Origin of the sequence: Schauerella aestuarii (genome assembly GCF_009866805.1) — a bacterium.
GTDB lineage: Bacteria > Pseudomonadota > Gammaproteobacteria > Burkholderiales > Burkholderiaceae_B > Schauerella > Schauerella aestuarii.
This window is the reverse complement of sequence record NZ_SIZW01000043.1, coordinates 597,370-615,806: the sequence shown is the minus strand read 5'-3', so window position 1 is coordinate 615,806 and position 18,437 is coordinate 597,370. Positions and strand designations below refer to the sequence as shown.

Sequence of the window (18,437 nt, the reverse complement as noted above, 5' to 3'; positions counted from 1 at the left end):
CACGGCGAGGCGACGTGGCAACGAAGCGATGAAACGGCGTTACTTCGCGTACTTGTCGATCACGCGCGCCAGCTCGGCGCTTCGGCTCAGATCCAGGCACTGCAACACGTGCAGCGAACGGCCGCTTTTGCTGGCATAGGGTGATTGCATATGCCGTTCGACCACATGACCGATCTCGTCGTACACCTCCACATCCGACTCGCCCAGCTCCACGTAAGCGGCTGCCGCTCGCCCGGCGTCTGCGGCGAACGGCGTATCGGGAAAGGCCTGAGCGAGACAGTGGCTGATGGCAAGATCGATCAGGCGCAAGCGCTCGGGACCCGCCTTGGCGGTGCTGATTTCGGTTGGCGTTGTGGCGTTGGAAGCAGCGGCGAAAGGCACGGGCGCCCATAGCGCCCCCATCAAGGACCACTGAACCGCACGCCGCCAGAACGCCGTCGTCAGTGAGGTCGAGAGCGTCGTGGTGAGCGCAGTCTTCGGCCCCGTCGACGCCGGCACACGCTCCTGCGCGGGCATCAGGCGGTGCGCGTCAGCACCCAAATGCCGACGATGATGCCCAGTGCAATGCGGTACCAGGCAAACGGGCGATAGGTGTGATTGGCCACGAAACGCAGCACCGCGCGCACCACGAAAATCGCGCTGATGAAGGCACCGAGAAAGCCCACGCCGATCGCGGCCATGGCCTGATCGTTGAGCAGGCCGAAGTTCTTGTAGCCGTCATACACGGCCGCGCCCAGCATCGTGGGCATGGCCAGGAAAAACGAAAACTCGGTGGCGACCTTGCGCTGAATGCCGGCCACCATACCGCCGATGATCGTGGCACCCGAGCGCGACGTACCCGGGATCATGGCCAGGCACTGCGCCGCGCCCACGCCCAACGCCTGCTTCCAGGTGATTTCCTCGACTGAATGCGCCGTGGCACGGCTTTCGGTTACGGTGTCGTCCGCATGCGGCGCACCGCCCGAGGGCGTGGCCTTGGAACGGCGTTCGACGTAAAGCATGATCAAGCCACCGATGATGAGCGTGACCGCCACCACACCGGGGTGATAGAACAGCGCCTTGATCGCCTTGATGAAGATCGCGCCGATGATGGCGGCCGGAAAGAAGGCGATCAGCAGATTGCGCATGAAGATGCGCTCGCCTGGCACCCCGGTGACCGTGCCGTGCACCAGCTTCCAGATCCGCGCACGGAAAATCCAGATCACCGCCAGAATGGCGCCGAACTGGATCACCACTTCAAAGACCTTGCCCTGGTCGGACGAAAACTGAATCCAGTCGCCCACGAGGATCAAATGCCCCGTGCTCGAAACGGGGATGAATTCGGTCAGGCCTTCAAGGATGCCCAGGAAGAAGGCCTTGATCAAATGTAGAGTGCTTTCGGTCACGATGGTTACGCCTTCGGGCTAGCAGGTGCGGCGATGCGTCAGGATGACGTATCGGCGTCGTCGTCAGGATTGGGAATGTCGTACGGCAAACGCTCGACGCGCACGGATGCGATCCGGCGCCCGTCGAGGCGGACCACTTCGAAACGGTGGCGCGCATGCGGACTGATGTGTTCGCAGGCATCGCCCGGCTGAGGCAACTGGCCGAAGCGCTCCAGCAGATAGCCGGCAAGGGTCGAATATTCCTGCTCTTCGTCGACCAGGCCTTCGATTTCCAGTACCTGCTCAACATGATGGATATCGGCCGCGCCGTCGATGCGCCAAACGCCCTCGCCTTCTTGTGCGATATCGGCCACTTCGTCTTCATCCGGAAACTCGCCGGCAATCGCCTCGAACACGTCGATTGGCGTGACCAGACCTTCGATGGCACCGAACTCGTCGGCCACCAGCACCAGTTGGCCGCGCGAGCGTTTGAGCACGTCCATCAATTTCAGGATGCCCGTGGACTCGGGCACGATGATGGGATCGCGCAAGCGCTTGCGGCTGATGCGGCCGTCCGTGATCAGATCGGCGATCAGATCCTTGGCGCGGCCGATCCCCAACAACTCGTCGAACGAACCGCGGCATACCGGGAAAAAGCTGTGCGGCACGCTCACCAGCTGCGCGCGGATGGTTTCGGCATCGTCATCGATATTGATCCACGACACATCGGTACGCGGTGTCATGATCGAGGTAATGGGCCGTTCGGCCAGGGTAAGCACGCCGCTCACCATATTGCGCTCTTCCACGCCGAAGGCATGAAGCACTTCCGCATCCGGGCTGGTCGGGGCATGCACTTCATCGGGCGTGGGCGGGCGCTTGCCCAGCATGCGCAGCACCGCCGAAGCGGTACGTTCACGCATGGGACGCCGGGCGTCCATCTTGAGCAGGTTGCGTCGCGCCAGTTGATTGATGGCTTCGATGGCGACCGAGAACGCGATGGCTGCGTACAGATAGCCCTTGGGCACCTTGAAGCCGAAGGCTTCGGCAAGGAGCGAGAAGCCGATCATCAACAGGAAGCCCAGGCACAGCACCACCACCGTGGGATGCGCGTTGACGAAGCGCGTGAGCGGCTTGGACGCCAGCAGCATGACGCCCATGGCGATCACGACGGCGATCATCATGATGGCGAGGTGATCGACCATCCCGACCGCAGTGATCACCGAATCGAGCGAGAACACGGCATCGAGCACGACGATCTGCGTGACGATGACCCAGAAACTGGCGTAGACGCGCGGCCCGCCTTCGCTTTCCTGGTGGCCGCCCTCGACGCGCTCGTGGAGCTCCATCGTGCCCTTGAAGAGCAGGAACAAGCCCCCGATCATGAGGATCAGGTCACGTCCGGAAAAAGTGAGGGGTCCCACGGAAAACAGCGGTTGCGTGAGCGTGACCAGCCAGGACATGACGGTCAACAAGCCCAGGCGCATGACCAAGGCCAGACTCAGGCCGAGGATGCGTGCCCGGTCGCGCTGGCTTGGCGGAAGCTTGTCCGCCAGGATGGCAATGAAGATGAGGTTATCGATCCCCAAGACGATCTCAAGGACGACAAGGGTAAGCAAGCCGACCCACGCGGCGGGGTCTGACAGCCACTCCATCAGGTACTCCAATAGTTCATCAGCCGGCAATCGTACCTAAAAAAAGGCCGATCCGTCGGTCATCTTCGCGCACCTCCGCCAAACGGCGGAGGTGACAGCTGCCTGTCAGCAGCCGGATTTACGCCTCTTTGGGCGCCATGCTGGTCAGCATCTGCGTGAAGATCTTGGGCGAGCCCGCGATGACGTTGCCGTGATCCAGCCACGTCTGTTCACCGTCGAAGTCGCCGATCAGGCCGCCGGCCTCGAGCACGAGCAGGCTGCCCGCCGCGAGATCCCAAGGCTTCTGACCCACGGCGCAGTACCCGTCGAGACGGCCGCAGGCGACATAGGCCAGATCCAGCACGGTGGAACCCGTGCGGCGCACGCCGAGGGCCTTTTCCGACATTTGACGAAAACGCGGCGAATGGCCGCCATCGGCGTCGGCCGAGCCGGGCCAATGCGAACCCAACAGCGCTTCATGAAAGCGGATGCGGCCCGATACACGTACCCGGCGGTCGTTCAGGAACGCACCGCCCCCACGGCTGGCCGTAAAGAGTTCGTTGCGCGACGGGTCGTAAATGACGGCTTGCGTCATCTGGCCACGCTGCATGAGCGCCACCGACACCGCGTAGTGCGGGAAGCCATGAATGAAATTGCTGGTGCCGTCCAGCGGATCGATGATCCATTGCGAGTCGGCCTGTTCCGGGCCTTGCAGGCCGAACTCTTCGCCCAGCACGGCGTGGTCGGGATACGCCGTGCGCAGGACTTCCGCGATCGCCTCTTCGCAGGCGCGGTCGACTTCCGTGACATAATCGCCCGGCCCTTTGCGCGCCACGGCCACTTTATCGAGATCGAGACTCGCCCGATTGATGATGGTACCGGCGCGACGTGCCGCCTTGATGGCGGTGTTGAGCATGGGGTGCATAGAATTCCGTAATTTTGCAGATGAAAAATGATGGCCGCACCGCTTGCGCCGCGTCGCCAAACACGCCATTTTAAATGACTCACGACTTTTCACGCGTTCGCTTCGTCATGGTGCAGCCCAGCCACCCCGGAAACGTCGGTTCGGCGGCCCGCGCCATCAAGACAATGGGGTTTTCGGAGCTGGTGCTCGTGGCCCCAAAACTGCCCGACATGACGGCGCATCCCGACGCGATCGCGTTGTCGAGCGGCGCCCAGGATGTGCTGGCTGCCGCCCTCATTTGCGACACGCTCGAAGACGCGTTGGCGCCTGTGACGCTGGCCTGCGCCCTCACGGCCCGGGTGCGCGATCTCGGACCGCCGCAAAGCGATATCCGTGAGGCGGCCCATATTACCCAATCTCACCTGGCCGAGTATCCGTCGGGTCGCGTGGCGCTGGTGCTGGGCACCGAACGCAGCGGCTTGACCAACGAGCAGATCGCCCGCTGCCACCGCATTTGCCATATTCCGGCCAACCCGGAATACAGCTCGCTGAATGTGGCGCAGGCGCTACAACTGGCGGCCTGGGAGATGCGATATGCGCTGCTCGTGGCCGCCGAAGCACCGCTGCTCCCCCCGTCGCGCGCCCTCAGCCCGCAGCCCGGCAGCACGCCGGCAACCAGCGAAGCCGTCGAAGCGTTCCTCACGCATTGGGAAACCGCGTTGGTCGCCACCGAGTTCCTGGACCCGCAGCATCCCAAGAAGCTGATGCCGCGGATGCGCCATCTTTTCGGCCGCGCCGGCATGACGCGCGACGAAGTGGATATGCTGCGCGGCGTATGCACGGCGATCCTGTCGCGCATCAAGGGCCGCAACAAGTAGAAGGGCTCAGCGCCGCGGCGCAAGCGGCGCAACGCGCGTGTTCGTGGACGTGCTGGTGCTCGCGTTCAACCCGTAACGCCTGCCCGGCGCCCGGACAGACGACAAAAAGCCCGGCCAAAGATGAGCCGGGCTTTTTATTGGGAGCCTGCCACACGCTGCCGGACTTCGCCCGGCAGCGCCGCCGATCAGTCGACCTTCGCGCCCGAGGCCTTGACCACCGGACCCCACTTCTCGACTTCAGCCTTCACGAACGCGCCAAATTCGGCCGGCGACTGCTTGGCGCCGACAGCACCCAGCTGCTTGAAGTTTTCCTGCACGTTGGGCTTGTCCTGCGCCTTGACGATCACGTCGTTCAGCTTGGCGATGACATCGGGCGGGGTGCCGGCGGGGGCCAGCAAACCAAACCAGGACGACACGTTGAAATCAGGGAAGCCCGATTCCTTCATCGTGGGGATATCGGGTGCCGTGGGCGAACGTTCGGCCGTGGTCACGGCCAATGCCCGCAGCTTGCCCGACTGCACGTGCGGCCAGGCGGCCGGCATGTTGTCGAAGTCATACTGCACCTGACCGCCGATCAGATCGGTCAAGGCCGGTGCGCTGCCGCGATACGGCACGTGCAGCACGTCGATACCGGCCTGAATCTTGAACAGCTCGCCCGCCATGTGGATGGAGGTGCCGCTGCCCGACGACGCAAACGCCAGCTTGCCCGGATTGGCCTTGGCGTGCGCCACCAGTTCCTGCACCGACTTCACCGGCAGGTTGGGGTTCACGACCAGCAGGTTGGGCACTTGCGCGCCCATGGCCACTGGCGCGAAATCCTTGAGCAGGTCGAACGACAGGTTGGGATAGAGCGTGTAGTTGATGGCGTTGGTGACCGCTGCGAAATACAGGGTGTAGCCATCAGGTGCGGCGCGGGAGGCTTGCTCGGCGCCGATGTTGCTGCCGGCGCCCGGTTTGTTCTCGACCACGAAGGTTTGACCCAGGGATTCGGTCAATTCCTTGGCCATGATGCGGGCCACGATATCGGTGGTGCCGCCAGCCGAGAAGCCAACGATAATGCGCACGGGCCGGTCGGGGTAAGCCGCCATCGCGGCGGCAGGCACCGCCATGGCCGTTGCCAGACCGGCGGCCAATAGCGTTTTGCGCCAGGCGCGCGCGAAAATTCCGCTGCTCATACTGTCTCCTCGTTATATGTCCATCTATTGGACGCTAAAATAGTTTTGCGGGTCGATTCTGCCCGTCCCGAAACCATAGAGCAAGCCACCGTCCACAGGACGGACGAGCATGCCAACGAGGAGACCACGGTGCGGCACCCTGCCGCGCCGATATTTGCCCATGATGGATACCGATACCAACGGCGCCGGACCCCGTACGCTGCGCCGCGGACTCAATGTGCTGGCGGCTTTGCGCGACGCGGGCGAAGCCGGCGCCAGCGTCACCGAGCTGGCACGCGTCACCGATATACGCCGCCCCACGATATACCGTTTGCTGGACGCCTTGCTCGATGCCGGACTGGTGATGCCCCTGGCCGGCACCAAGCGCTACCGCGCGCATTGGTCGGCGTCGTCTTCGGCCGCCGACCCCGATCCCCGCATCGCACCCGCGTTGCCCATGCTGCGGCGATTGGCCGAGCGCACAGGCGACGCGGTGTTTCTGGTCGTGCGCGACGGCGCGGACTCGTTGAGTTTGCAACGCGAGATCGGCAGCTATCCGGTTCAGATCCTGGCGACCTATGCCGGCAAGCGCCAGCCGTTGGGCGTGGGGTCAGGCGGCATGGCGATTCTGGCGGCGCTGCCCGACGAGCAAGCGTTTGCCATCGTCGATCGCAATGAAGACCGGCTCGACGAATATGGCGGCATGACCGCCGCAGAGATGAAGCGCCTGATCAACAACACGCGCTCGCGGGGCTATTCGGTCGTGGGCAACCATGCCGTGCGCGGCGCGCTGGGAGTGGGCTGTGCGCTGCTCGATGCGCAGGGACTGCCGCAATTGGCAGTGAGCGTGACCGCCATCATCGAACGGATGCCGGCCACGCGCCAGCGCGCGATCGCGGGCTGGATACAGGACGAACTGGCGCACTACCGGCCGTGATCGCCTCAGCGCGGCGGTGGTAACACCGTGCCCGTCGGGGGTGCGACGCCGTCGCCTGCAGGCTGCGGCTGGCCCGTCGCGCCGCCCTCGCCCGCTGCCTGCGGTTGACCGCTCGACACGTCATACACCGGCACCGGCGGCTTGAAGCCTTTCTCGTCCAGCATCTGACGGGTGGTGCGCAGCAGGTCGCCGCGCATTTCCCAGTACTTGCCGACTTCGGCCCAGACGCTCACCATCACCACGACCACGTTGTCGCGATACTCATTGACGCGGATGACCGGCGCCGGATCCTTCATGATCATCGGATGCGCATCCACCAAGGCCGTCAACTGCGCCATGGCCTGGTCGAGATCGTCGCCATAACGGATCCCCACCGGCATATCGAGCTTGCGGGTGGTGTTGCGCGAGAAGTTGGTGATGGTCGCGTTCCACACCACACTATTGGGCAAGGTAACGTGCACGCCATCGCCTTTCACCAATCGCGTCAGGAACAGGCCCACTTCGGCCACCGTGCCATCCGTGCCCGAGCTCAACGCGATGGCTTCTCCCGCACGAATCGGACGCAAGACAAGCAGCATGATGCCGGCGGAAATGTTCTGCAGCGTGCCCTGCAACGCCAGACCGATGGCCAAGCTGGCGGCGCCCAGCACGGCAATGAGACTCGCCGTCTGTACCCCGAAGCGTGCCAGCACGGCAATCACGGTAAAGATGCGCACCACCCAGACGACGGCACTGTAGAACATCGGCACGATGGTCGCGTCGATACGCGGCGAGCGCTGCGCCGCGCGGCGCACCCAGTTGCCCAGAATGCTCGACAACCACCAGCCCGCAATCAGAATCAACAGCGCGATGACGAGGTTGACCCCGATATCGAAGAATTTCGGCACGAGCGCCGCGAAACCCAGGTACATATTTTCCATACGAACTCCCGATGAAGCCAAACCTGCAAAAAAGATCGGGTTCAATGTATCAGATCGATTTTCAGATCGCGCGCAGGTGGTTGTCCCAGGCTAGGCCGCTCGCGGCGGGCAATGTGACGATCGGCGGGCGCGCGGGTGACACGCGTTCGAGCGTGCCGTTGCCGCTGCTGAACAGGAAATCGTCGTCGCCCAGAGGGGCGATGCCGCAGCCATCGTGCAGTGGGGTCACGCCCAGATAACGCCCGGATGACGCTTCCCAATACACCACCTGCCCCCCCACCGGGCTGGAGGTGGCGATCACGTGACCGCTCCGGTCTGCCGTCACCGAGCCGATGTAATTGCCGAACCCGCGCAAGACTTCGGGCGGGCCCGCAAACAGTTCCGGCGCGTGCCCGCGGCGATGCCGCCCCACGAGCGGCGGCCGGTCGCCGGCCGGTCCGTTGTACTGGCAGCCGAACCAGAGCGTGCCATCGCCCGCCAGCCCCAGGTGACGCAACGACAGCGCCCCCAGGCTGCGATCCAGCGTCACATGCTCCAGCAACGTCCCCGAGAGGGCGTCGATGTAGTCCAGCGACGGCGTGATGGCGCTCTCGTTCAACGCCAGCTTGCCGTAATCGGGATGCGTCAACACGCCGCCGTTGGCCACGCACAACGTGCGGCCGTCCGGCATCGCAATCACTTCATGCGCGCCGATGCCACCGCCATCGAATTCACCGATGCGCCGGTAATCGCCCCCGGCGCTCGCGTCATAGACGCCCAGCACACTGCGGCCCTGCTCGTAATCGTTTTCGGCGGCAATCAATCGCGTGCCGTCCGGGGTGAAGACGCCATGACCAAAGTAATGGCGGCCCGCCGGCAACGGCAACGCCTTGGGTGCCTGCTTGCCGGCCAGGTCGAACGCCAGTGCGAAAAATCCGGGCTGGCGCCCAAACGCCACCGCCCGGCCGCGTGCGGGGTCGATGGCAAAGCTGTGACCGCGGTCAGGCAGCGGCACCACGATGTCGGTTGTTCCTTGCGCGTTCATCACAACAGCTTCGAACCGGCCCGCGCGTTGCCGGGCAGTCAGGTAGCGCGGCGCCTCGCTCGCCGCCCAGGCCCGCGCAGCGGTGCGGGGCGCACAACCGGCCATCGCGGCCAGTGCCACGAATTGCCGGCGGTCAATCGCCATCGAGCGCGTTGAAGCCGATCGTCACGCCAAAGTACGCCGCCAGATCTTGATCGACCAATTGCTTGGCGTTCTTCGACGTCAGTGCCGTCAGGGTCAGCAGGCGATACCCCTCATCGGATGCGGCTGCCGTCTCGAAAGGATGGGCGACGGCCGCGACCGTATTCGCAGCGCGGGCGAGTTCAGCCTGCGTCTGCTCGCCGATCCATGCCTCGTCGGCGCCATAGCGAAAACCGCCGGCAACAAGAAAGTCGCGCATCGCAGTGAGATTGGCGGCCAGCGCCGTGGTCGTGAGATCGCTGCGCCAGAATGCGGCACGCCTGGGCCGCACCTCGCCCACGGCCTTGCCCAGCACCGGCGCCAGATGGACGTCGCGCGCAAACTGCAGGCCGGTCGACAAGGCTTTCAGCGCTTCGGCGGCCACTTCCTGCTGGCTGCGGTAAAGATTGTTTTGCGGGCCGGGCGTACGAAATTGCTTGCCGAAATCCGCCTCCGCCCCCCAAGCGCCCGTCAAGTCGGCTGCGATGCGCGCCAGATTGGCCGCCACGGCGGCGGACAACGCGCAGGCCGCCGCAAACGTCGGCGCGGTAGGTGTGGCCAGCACCTCGCCATCGCCGTACAGCAGCCATTCCAATGCCGGCAGGCCTTGCACGGCCACACTGCGCCCATACAACCCGCCCGGTGCCAGATCGGCAGCGTCGGCTGCGCGCACCATCGTGCCTAACTGTCGCGGCACGATATTGCGAGGATCCGGCCAAAACGCGATGCGCTCATAGCGGTTGTCGGCCACCAATGGGCCGAAGCGCAAGAAAGCAATGGCCAACCACGCCTTCACCGTTTCGCCGAAAGCCGCCTTGACGGCACCGGCTTGGGCCGGTTGCGGCGCGGGGCAATAGCGCGTCAGGGCAGTGCTGAGTGCCGTCGTGGCGCTGGCCCAGCGCTGCATGGCCGGTGCAACGTAACCGGAGGCCAGGCGTTGCCCGAGATCGGCGGGCACGGGCGCGGCATAGGCTGGCGGAAGCGCGGCAGCGCTTGCGGCAAGCAGAGCAATCGCCATCACGCAGCGGGAGACACGCATCACAAAGACTCCAGAAATCGAATCAGGTCGGCCCGCTCGGCGGGCGACATCGCCACAACCCGGTCACGCGACGCTTGCGCTTCGCCCCCGTGCCAGAGAATGGCTTCCAGCAGTGTGCGGGCCCGGCCGTCGTGCAACCAGGTGGCTTGGGGGTTGACGGTCTTGGTCAAGCCGATCCCCCAAAGTGGCGGCGTGCGCCATTCGCGTCCGTTGGCTTCGCCGTCCGATACCCCGTCAGCCAAGCCATCGCCCATGTCGTGTACCAGCAGATCGGTATACGGCCAGATCAATTGAAAGCGGTGCTCGGGGCGTTCGGCATCGCGGCGCGTGACGTACTTCGGGGTATGACACGCAATACAGTTGGCCGCGTAAAACACCTGCTTGCCGGCCAGCACGCGTGCATCGTCGATGTCACGCCGCTCGGGCACGGCGAGGTTGGACGAGTAGGTCGCCACGAAATCCATCAGGCGGCCCGGCACCTCTTCGTCGCCCAGGCGCGGCTGCGCGCCGTGCGGCATCTCGAAGCACTGCTTTTGCGCCGGCGTGCAATCGCCGTAATGGCTGGGAAACATCGGCGTGGACAATCCCATGTCGTTGGAAAACGCCACCGCCGATTGCTGCGCGACGGTAGGCTGCGCCGCCTTCCAATTGAAGCGGCCCAGCACTCGCTTGCCGGTCGCGCCGTCGTGCACCCAGTTGGGCTTGCCCGACACCCCGTCGGCGTGCACGCGTGCAGCGTTGGCCAGGATATCGTTCTCGTGAATGGCTTCCAGCAAACCCAGCCCGATCATGGGCGGGGCCAGCCGCGGCGATATCTGAACGTCGGGATGCATGGGGCCGTAGCCCAGATCGGCAATGCGGTAACGCGGCGCCATCAAGGTCGCCGACTCGCCACCCGCCAGCGCCACGGGCACTTCCGTATATTGGATGTCGAGACTGCCCTCGCCGGGCATGCCCGCCACGGCAAAGTTCTGCAGTTGCACGCCATACACCGGATCGCCCACGTCCACCGCCTGCGAGCGATCCACGGTCTTGTCCGACCCCGGGGTTTGCGGCACCGTGGCGACAGCCCCGGGCACCGGCGGCACAGCCAGGCGCATCAGCAGCGCCACGGAATCAGGACGCTCCGAGACCTCGAAGCCGGGAATCGTGCCCCGGCCGTCCTTCACATGACAGGCCTGACAGGACCGCGCGTTAAAGAGCGGCCCCAAGCCATCGGACGCTTGGGTGGACGACGGCGCCGACACCCAATCCTTGCGAAAAAGCCCGTTGCCGATCAGGAAATTCTGCCGGCCTTCGAAGGTCAGATTGGCGGAGGGGTGCGAGAAGATATCGGCGTTGATCAGTTTCTTGATCGTGGTGGCGCCCGCCTGCATCAATTCGAAGGGCTCTGCCTTGGAGAAATCGGCGGCGGGCGCCGTAACGTCAGCCACGCGTGCGCGATCGGCCGGCGTCAGGTCGTCACGCTGCAAGGCGCTTGGAGCGCTTGGAGCGGTTGCGACGGTTGAAGCGGTTGCGACGGTTGCGGCATGCGTGACGGGGGCCGGCGTGCCGGCGACTGGCGCATCGGCCGACGCATTGGGCGCCGGCTGACTGGCGCTCCAGGCCGCTGCGCTGACGACCAGCACCGCGGCGCCCCCAAGCAGAACGCGCCTGTCGATCACTGGAACACGGCGTTGGGATTGTCGAGGCTATCGGAGCCTTCGAGCTTGATATCGCCCAGTTCCAGGGCCACGATCACCCGCTCGATGCTGCGCGTTTGATCGATCAGGCGATCGATCGCACCCTGCACGACCGCGTTGCCTTCCTTATTGCCTTCCGCAATCATCCGGTCGTACGTCTCGACCTTCTCGGCGCGATCCTTCAACACCGTCATTGCGGCCACGGTGGCGTCGAGCTTGGCGCGCACTTCGGCATCGAGCTTGGGATCGCGCGCGCGCACCAGGTCGGAAAGGCTGGCGCCGCTCACTTCCTTGCCGTCTGGGCGGACATACTTGCCGAGATAAACGTTCCGAATACCCAGCTGATTGTAGAAGTGCGAATTGTGGGTGTTGTCGGCAAAGCAATCGTGCTCTTCTTCAGGATCGTGCAGGATCAGACCTAGCCGCATGCGTTCCCCGGCCAGTTCGCCGTAAGACAAACTACCCAGCCCGGTCAGCATGGCGGTCAACCCGGCCTTGGGATCGGTCACGACCGCTTGGCGCGCGGCGCCCTTGCTGTCCCAGTTGCCCACCATTTCTTCGAGATCGGTAACGAGCAGATCGGTGACCGCCTTCAAGAATTGAATCCGGCGTTCGCAGTTGCCACCGGTGCACTGCCTGGGATCGAAATCGGTATACGGCCGATTGCCGGCGTGCCGCTCCTGCGGCGTGCCGGTGCGATCGGCGGGAGCGGGGCCCGATCCGTTGAGATCCTGACCCCACAACATGAACTCGATGGCGTGATATCCCGTGGCCACATTGGCCTCATTGCCATCGGCCTCGTGCAGCACTTCAGACAACAGCTTCGGCGTGATGGTGGTGGCGTCGATCGCTTTGCCGCCCACGGTGAGTTTGGGATTGGCGATCAAGTTGACGGCGTAATACGCGTTGGCGTCGCTCTCGGTGCCATAGGAGGCATCGACGTAATCCAGCATGCCCTCGTCCAGCGGCCACGCATTCACGCGCCCTTCCCAATCGTCGACCACGGGATTGCCGAAGCGAAACGCTTCGGTTTGCTGATACGGCACGCGTGCGGCAATCCAGGCTTCACGCGCTTTGCGCAGCGTGGCATCGCTGGGCGTGGCGATCAGCGCGTCGATCGCGGCGCGCAAGGTTTTTGCCGTCGACAACGCATCCTGATAAGCGGCCTGCGCAATATTCGAATAGGTCGCCACCACCGCAGTCGGTTGAACGTCGGCCGCGTGGGCCACGCCTGCCGACAACGCCGCGGCCAACGCGGCCACCTGCATCAATTTGCGCATTGCGCACTCCTTCAAGCGCGCAAACAGCCCCGCGGGCCGTCGCGCATAGCAGTCAAAACACGGGAGATGAAATTGTAAACGATTTACGTTCGCGCATTCAGCATGAAGTCAGCATCCCAAGCCTGCCCCACGGATGATCATTGGATCGCCGGGACCCGGCCAGGCTGACGCCATGCAATGCGCACCGAAACAGTGCCTCACGCTCACATGCGGTGCATGGAAAACAGAAATAAAGCGGGTCGCTAGCCGGCAAGACATCCTCTGCGCGCCTCCAGCCGTGCCGCGGCGGCACGCTGCCGATGCGCCACGCCATCGACCACGCCGCTGAATAACTGGCGACATTCCAACCGAATTTTCGTCGGCAAAAATTGGCATCGATATTGCTTTCGAAACGGGTATACAAGTTTGTCGCCAAGTGCGCAGACTGGCCTTCACTTTCGTAGGAGTTGTCATGACCACGCGTTCCCGCCTTGCCGATCCCACCCGCCGCCGCCTCGTTCAAACCGCTGCGGGCGCCTTGACCCTTGCCGCGATCGGCGCGCCTGCCGTATTGCGGGCCCAAACCGCGCCCAAGATCCGCATTGGGTACTGGCCGGTCGCTTCGGGCCTGCCCTTTTATGCCGCCATCGAAAAGGGCTACTTCAAGGAGGCCGGGCTGGACGTGGAGGCCATGAAATTCGCCGGTGCCCAGCAAGTGATGGAAGCCATGCTTTCGGGTCGGTCGGATGGCAGCGCCAATGGCACCGGGTCGGGCAACCTGGCGATCGGCGAAATTGCGTCGCCCGGGCTCTTCAAGATCTTCTGCGCCAATCCGACCAACGCCAAGTACGTGCTGGACGAGTTCATTGTGCCCAAGGACAGCCCCATCCAGTCGATCGCCGAACTGAAGGGCAAGCGCGTGGGCTCCGGCCCTGGCATCCAGAACATGACGCTCACAAAGGCAATTCTGGAGAAGGCCGGCGCTACGGGCGCGACGGTCACCGAACTGGCGATCAGCCAGCACGTGGCTGCCGTGGCGGCAGGCCAGCTCGATGCCTGCTACACCCTGGAACCCACGGGAACGGTGGGCCGCCTGAATGGCACGACCCGCGTGCTCGAGCCGGGTGTGGTGGCGAAATACATTCTGGGCGACCCGATGGCTCCCTGGTTCGGCGGCTCGGCCACGCTGACCACCGAATTCATCAAGAAGCACCCCGAGGTCACCAAACGCTTCATCGCGGCCTATCTCAAGGGCGTGGAGCTCGTGCGCAATCAGCCGGACGAGGCGCGCCCGTTCATGAAGGGCTACACCGCGATCGAAGGACCGATGACCAATGAAGTGCCGCTTGCGGCATACACGATGTACAACGAATTCACGCCCAGCGATATCGCCTACTTCCAGAAGTACTTCGACCTCTTCACCGAGCGCGGCGTGTTTTCCACCAAGGTGGATGTGGCCAGCCTGATCTACAAGGGTTGAGCATGACCGCAGTGACCACCACACCCACCACAAAGGCGCCGCGGCCATCGTACGCGTCCCGTTTGCTGCCGCTGATCGGCCCGATCGTGTTGTTCCTCGTCTGGGATATCGTGGTTCGGCTCAAGCTCGTGAGTCCGGTGCTGTTGCCCACGCCCTGGGCCACGCTCGTGGCGCTCTTCAACGGGCTGATGGGCGGACCGCTGCTCACCGACTTCCTCGCATCGCTGTCACGCATCATGCAGGCCTTCGTGCTGGCCGCCGTGGTCGGCGTGCCGCTGGGTGTTCTGCTGGGCAGTAACGAGCGCGCCTATCGCAGCGTCGAATTCCTGATCGACTTCTTCCGATCCACGCCCTCGTCCGCACTCATTCCCCTGTTCCTGATGATTTTCGGCGTGAGCGATCTCAACAAGGTCGCGATCGCCGCATTTGCAGCGGTACTCGTCATCTTGTTCAACAGTGCCTATGGCGTGATCAACGCCCGCAAGCAACGGGTGATGGCAGCACGTGTGATGGGCGCGACCCGCTGGCAGATCTTCAAGGATGTGCTGATCTGGGAAAGCCTGCAGCCCACCTTCGTGGGACTGCGCAGTGGCGTCTCGATGGCACTGGTGATCGTGATCGTGGCCGAGATGTTCATCGGATCGGAAACCGGCCTGGGCAATCGCATCATCAATGCGCAGCAGGTGCTGAACGTGCGCGACATGTATGCGGCCATTCTGGCGGCCGGCGCGCTCGGCTACATCCTCAATATCGTCTTTCTCGTGCTCGAGAAACGTGTCGTGCACTGGAGCGGCCGCTAATGAATACCGTCGTCAACCCGCTTCTCGCGCCTTCGCCTGTGGGCGCGCCGTTCAAGCCCGGCCCGGCCGGCACCCACATCACCATTCGCGGCCTGACGAAGTATTTTGCAGGCTGGCCGCTGTATGAAAACTTCGATCTGGACATTCCCAAAGGCAAAATCGTTTCGGTATTCGGTCCCAACGGCTGCGGCAAATCGACGCTGATCAATATGATCGCCGGCTTGATTCCGGTAGATCAGGGCGAGATTCTGTTCGACGGCAAATCGCTGGCGCAAACCAAGATCGGCTATGTGTTTCAGAACTATCGTGAAGCCTTGTTCCCCTGGCTGCGCACGATCGACAACATTGCCTATCCGCTCAAGCTGGAAGGCCGCCCGAAAGCCGACGTGAACCGTCGCCTCGAAGAACTCGTCGCCTCGTTCGACGTCAAATTCGACCTCAATCGTTATCCCTACGAGTTGTCAGGCGGACAGCAACAAACCGCGTCCATCATGCGAGCCTTGGCACCCGGCCCTGAAGTGCTGTTTCTGGATGAACCGTTCTCGGCGCTCGACTTCGAAATGACGCTTTTCATCCGCGAAAAACTGCAGGAGGTGTTCATGACGACTGGCACCACCATGATGCTGGTATCCCACGATCTGGAGGAAGCCGTCTATCTCGCCGACGAAATCCTGCTGCTCACCAAACGTCCCACCCAGATCGCGCGCATTTTGAAGTACGACGATGTGCGACCCCGCACCGTAGACACGCTGAGTGAGCCGAGCTTCATCAGCGCCAAGAAACTCAGCCTGGAGATCTTTCAGCAAGAGGTGCGCAAATAGTGGCGCTGGCGCTCACGATGATGCCGGCGTCACGCCGGCACGTGCGCGCCGGCGGCCACCTCGGCTTAGCGCCGGTTCAAGCGCCAGCGCGGCGCCACGCGCCACAGCACCCGACGTTTGGGCTGTGCGGGTTGCAACCAGCCGCGCAGCAGGCGCGTGATGACCGGAATGCACACGAACGACAAGATCGGCGTCATCGTGGCCGTGGTGATGAGTACCCGCCAGAACAGCGGCAGGCTTGCCAACTGATCCTTGAAGATGAACGAGAACAGCAGCAGCATCGGGAAGTAAGCGATCCAGATGCTCACGGCCTGCTTCCAACGCGGCGGCGCCAGCTTGGGCGAACCAAACCACGTATCCATGCCGCTCGCGCGATCGATCCGGCTTTCAAGCACCAAACCCGTTCCGCGCTCCAGCCACATCCGGCGCGGCAGCGAGTGCTCGAAGCGATGCAGGCTGTCGGGCGCGTCGAAGCGCATGACGATTTGAAACTGGTCACCGCCTTCCGGCGGATGCAGCACACCCGATCCCAAAAAACCCGGAAAGCCGGCGGCCAGGATTTCGCCCTGTCGCATCCACTCGCGAAAGTCGGCGTAACGCTCCGGCGAGATGTGCCGGGTAACCATCATGGTGACGGGGGCGGAATGGGCTTGCGTGTGCTGCATGGTGACACCTGGAGAATTCGTGCCGCGGCAAAGTGCGCTGCGTCAGTACTTACCCTAGCAAAACCTGTGCCAACTTTTGTGCAGCGCAACACTGACCGAGGCAGACGTTGCGTCACCGATCTGCGCAATCGGCTCAATGCCTGGGCAGACAACGCATGGCGGCGATGGAAGTGAGATCAAGGGGTGGATAAACCGCCAAGTGACCGGCCGGATGCGAGCACGCCTCGCGATCGATCCAGCGCAGATTGCGACTGCAACGCCGCCACGTGCCCTGCACGATGACCCAATATAGTGAAAACCCTTAAATCAGCACCATATCGGTGCACATCGGAGATTGTATGGAAATCAACCGCCCCGACGTCCTTGCGACGCTCACTGCAGCGTTCGAACGCTACGAGCGCGCGCTGGTCACCAATGATGTGAAAGTACTCGATACGCTGTTCTGGAATAGTCCTCACACGGTGCGCTACGGCGCAGGCGAAAATCTCCACGGCTTCGACGCCATCGCTGCGTTTCGCGCGAGCCGACCGGGAGCAGGTCTGGATCGCACGATCACTTCTCAGGTGTTGACCACATTCGGCGATAGCTTCGGGACGGCAAGCATGACGTTTACGCGCGCTGGGAGCGACGCGATCGGTCGGCAAAGCCAGACCTGGGTGAAATTCGCTGAAGGCTGGCGCGTTACGGCAGCGCATGTCAGTACAATGAAGCGCGGCACCTGACGTGCGAAACAATAGTTATGCACGGCAAATGTGGACAACCTTGAGGAAAGCACGTGCGCAGGTGGAAAAAGCCTAGTGCCACCAAGGAGTTACCCCACGCGGGCAGAATGCGTGCAACGGCACGCGTGTGATTGCCGATTCTTTGCCGCAAAACGTGTTGAACGCGATCCACTCGATATGCTGTGGATGCGCCTAGGGTTATCCCCAGGAAATGTGGACAAGCCTTGGGATAGATTGCTGGCAACCGCGCATTCTCCCGGTTTTTCATGCACTTAAGTGCACCGGGTCAAAACTGTCCATGTGCGCATGAATTGCGCATTTCAGGACGTGAAAGCGCCAAAAAGCCTGGATGCATCACCAGTGGTTGCACAACCCGAATCATCTGAGAAAGTGCCTGCAGATGCCGCGTCACGCCAATGCCGAAGATGGTGGACATCCACATCGCCATTTGATCGGCAAACTTATCCCCAAGAAATGGGGATAAGAGTACGGAAACCCACTTGAAAACTTTCAAATGCCCAATGAATTCAAACGCTTACACCTGGCGAGCCGAATCTGTCCAATATCGCAGGCGAGGCACTTTTCGAGTTGATTTAGGCTGCCATGCAGACAGCGCGCGCTGTTATCCCCAGCAAATGTGGACAAACCTAGGGAAAGCAGCCTAAGAACTCATCAAAGTGCTTTGAATTCATCGACTTAGCAGTAGTGAGCCAATGTTGTGCATCAAGCCGAGATAACGGAACGCTCTCGTTGATCGAGCGGGACTGCCCCACCGGCCTGACTTATCCCCAAGAAATGTGGACAAGCCTAGGGACAGCTCGCTGGCAACACCTGCTTTACTAGCCTAATCAAGCACTTGCACTCACCGGGCTCCTTTGAACCACTGAGCATAAAACGCAAGCCGCCCGGTATGCAGTGAATGCAAACCGGGCGGCAAATGAAGTTGTCCCCAGGAAATGTGGACAAGCTTTGGGATA

18 protein-coding genes are annotated in these 18,437 nt (G+C 62.9%); 6 read left to right on the top strand and 12 right to left on the bottom strand.

Features of this window, described 5'->3' with window-relative positions; translation table 11 throughout:
• Positions 1-39: 39 nt before the first annotated feature.
• The 4 genes from EYW45_RS22145 to EYW45_RS22130 form a co-directional block, all read right to left on the bottom strand.
• Positions 40-516: a T6SS amidase immunity protein Tai4 family protein gene (locus EYW45_RS22145; RefSeq protein ID WP_161137612.1), complete on the bottom strand. Its 477-nt coding sequence runs from the start codon at positions 514-516 to the stop codon at positions 40-42.
• Positions 516-1,385 (bottom strand): undecaprenyl-diphosphate phosphatase, encoded by an 870-nt coding sequence (locus EYW45_RS22140; protein WP_161137611.1) that lies wholly within the window; start codon positions 1,383-1,385, stop codon positions 516-518. The genes EYW45_RS22145 and EYW45_RS22140 overlap by 1 nt, the downstream gene beginning before the upstream one ends.
• 38 nt (positions 1,386-1,423) lie before the next feature.
• Positions 1,424-3,016, bottom strand: a complete 1,593-nt coding sequence (locus tag EYW45_RS22135) for a TerC family protein (RefSeq protein WP_161137610.1) — start codon at positions 3,014-3,016, stop codon at positions 1,424-1,426.
• Between the two features lie 118 nt (positions 3,017-3,134).
• The gene (locus tag EYW45_RS22130; RefSeq protein ID WP_161137609.1) at positions 3,135-3,920 is read right to left on the bottom strand and encodes an inositol monophosphatase family protein; all 786 of its coding nucleotides are present in this window, start codon (positions 3,918-3,920) and stop codon (positions 3,135-3,137) included.
• Positions 3,921-3,994: 74 nt separating this feature from the next.
• Between EYW45_RS22130 and EYW45_RS22125 the strand changes: the two genes are divergently transcribed.
• Positions 3,995-4,777 carry an RNA methyltransferase gene (locus EYW45_RS22125; protein ID WP_202444860.1) on the top strand — a complete coding sequence of 261 codons (783 nt, stop codon included), beginning with the start codon at positions 3,995-3,997 and terminating at the stop codon, positions 4,775-4,777.
• A 185-nt stretch (positions 4,778-4,962) separates the two neighbouring features.
• Here the strand turns inward: EYW45_RS22125 and EYW45_RS22120 are convergent, their stop codons facing one another.
• The gene (locus EYW45_RS22120) at positions 4,963-5,952 is read right to left on the bottom strand and encodes a Bug family tripartite tricarboxylate transporter substrate binding protein (RefSeq protein WP_161137608.1); all 990 of its coding nucleotides are present in this window, start codon (positions 5,950-5,952) and stop codon (positions 4,963-4,965) included.
• Positions 5,953-6,112: 160 nt separating this feature from the next.
• Between EYW45_RS22120 and EYW45_RS22115 the strand changes: the two genes are divergently transcribed.
• Entirely contained in the window at positions 6,113-6,868 is a 756-nt protein-coding gene (locus EYW45_RS22115; RefSeq protein WP_161137607.1) for an IclR family transcriptional regulator, read from the top strand.
• 5 nt (positions 6,869-6,873) lie between these two features.
• Here the strand turns inward: EYW45_RS22115 and EYW45_RS22110 are convergent, their stop codons facing one another.
• From EYW45_RS22110 to EYW45_RS22090, 5 genes are all read right to left on the bottom strand, one after another.
• A complete protein-coding gene (locus EYW45_RS22110; protein WP_161137606.1) occupies positions 6,874-7,788 on the bottom strand; it encodes a mechanosensitive ion channel family protein in 915 nt (304 codons plus the stop codon).
• 61 nt (positions 7,789-7,849) lie between these two features.
• Positions 7,850-8,956, bottom strand: a complete 1,107-nt coding sequence (locus tag EYW45_RS22105; RefSeq protein WP_161137605.1) for a DUF1513 domain-containing protein — start codon at positions 8,954-8,956, stop codon at positions 7,850-7,852.
• Positions 8,946-10,031, bottom strand: coding sequence for an imelysin family protein (locus EYW45_RS22100; RefSeq protein ID WP_235939178.1), 1,086 nt, complete (start codon positions 10,029-10,031; stop codon positions 8,946-8,948). Before EYW45_RS22100 ends, EYW45_RS22105 begins: the two co-directional genes overlap by 11 nt.
• Positions 10,031-11,503, bottom strand: a complete 1,473-nt coding sequence (locus tag EYW45_RS22095; RefSeq protein ID WP_235939230.1) for a di-heme oxidoreductase family protein — start codon at positions 11,501-11,503, stop codon at positions 10,031-10,033. Before EYW45_RS22095 ends, EYW45_RS22100 begins: the two co-directional genes overlap by 1 nt.
• Positions 11,504-11,691: 188 nt before the next feature.
• Positions 11,692-12,993, bottom strand: coding sequence for an imelysin family protein (locus EYW45_RS22090; protein ID WP_161137604.1), 1,302 nt, complete (start codon positions 12,991-12,993; stop codon positions 11,692-11,694).
• A 451-nt stretch (positions 12,994-13,444) separates the two neighbouring features.
• Here EYW45_RS22090 and EYW45_RS22085 point away from each other — a divergent pair, with 451 nt between their 5' ends.
• From EYW45_RS22085 to EYW45_RS22075, 3 genes are read left to right on the top strand one after another with little or no spacing between them, the layout of a single operon-like run.
• On the top strand, positions 13,445-14,452 hold the full coding sequence (locus tag EYW45_RS22085) for an ABC transporter substrate-binding protein (RefSeq protein WP_161137603.1): 1,008 nt from the start codon (positions 13,445-13,447) through the stop codon (positions 14,450-14,452).
• A gap of 2 nt (positions 14,453-14,454) precedes the next feature.
• Positions 14,455-15,252 carry an ABC transporter permease gene (locus tag EYW45_RS22080; protein ID WP_161137602.1) on the top strand — a complete coding sequence of 266 codons (798 nt, stop codon included), beginning with the start codon at positions 14,455-14,457 and terminating at the stop codon, positions 15,250-15,252.
• Positions 15,252-16,073, top strand: coding sequence for an ABC transporter ATP-binding protein (locus EYW45_RS22075; RefSeq protein ID WP_161137601.1), 822 nt, complete (start codon positions 15,252-15,254; stop codon positions 16,071-16,073). The genes EYW45_RS22080 and EYW45_RS22075 overlap by 1 nt, the downstream gene beginning before the upstream one ends.
• Positions 16,074-16,138: 65 nt before the next feature.
• Here the strand turns inward: EYW45_RS22075 and EYW45_RS22070 are convergent, their stop codons facing one another.
• On the bottom strand, positions 16,139-16,738 hold the full coding sequence (locus EYW45_RS22070; protein WP_161137600.1) for an antibiotic biosynthesis monooxygenase: 600 nt from the start codon (positions 16,736-16,738) through the stop codon (positions 16,139-16,141).
• A 338-nt stretch (positions 16,739-17,076) separates the two neighbouring features.
• Between EYW45_RS22070 and hpxZ the strand changes: the two genes are divergently transcribed.
• Positions 17,077-17,460, top strand: coding sequence for an oxalurate catabolism protein HpxZ (hpxZ, locus tag EYW45_RS22065; RefSeq protein ID WP_161137599.1), 384 nt, complete (start codon positions 17,077-17,079; stop codon positions 17,458-17,460).
• 286 nt (positions 17,461-17,746) lie between these two features.
• Here hpxZ and EYW45_RS22060 read toward each other — a convergent pair whose 3' ends face one another.
• Positions 17,747-17,896 carry a hypothetical protein gene (locus EYW45_RS22060; protein ID WP_161137598.1) on the bottom strand — a complete coding sequence of 50 codons (150 nt, stop codon included), beginning with the start codon at positions 17,894-17,896 and terminating at the stop codon, positions 17,747-17,749.
• Positions 17,897-18,437 lie beyond the last annotated feature (541 nt).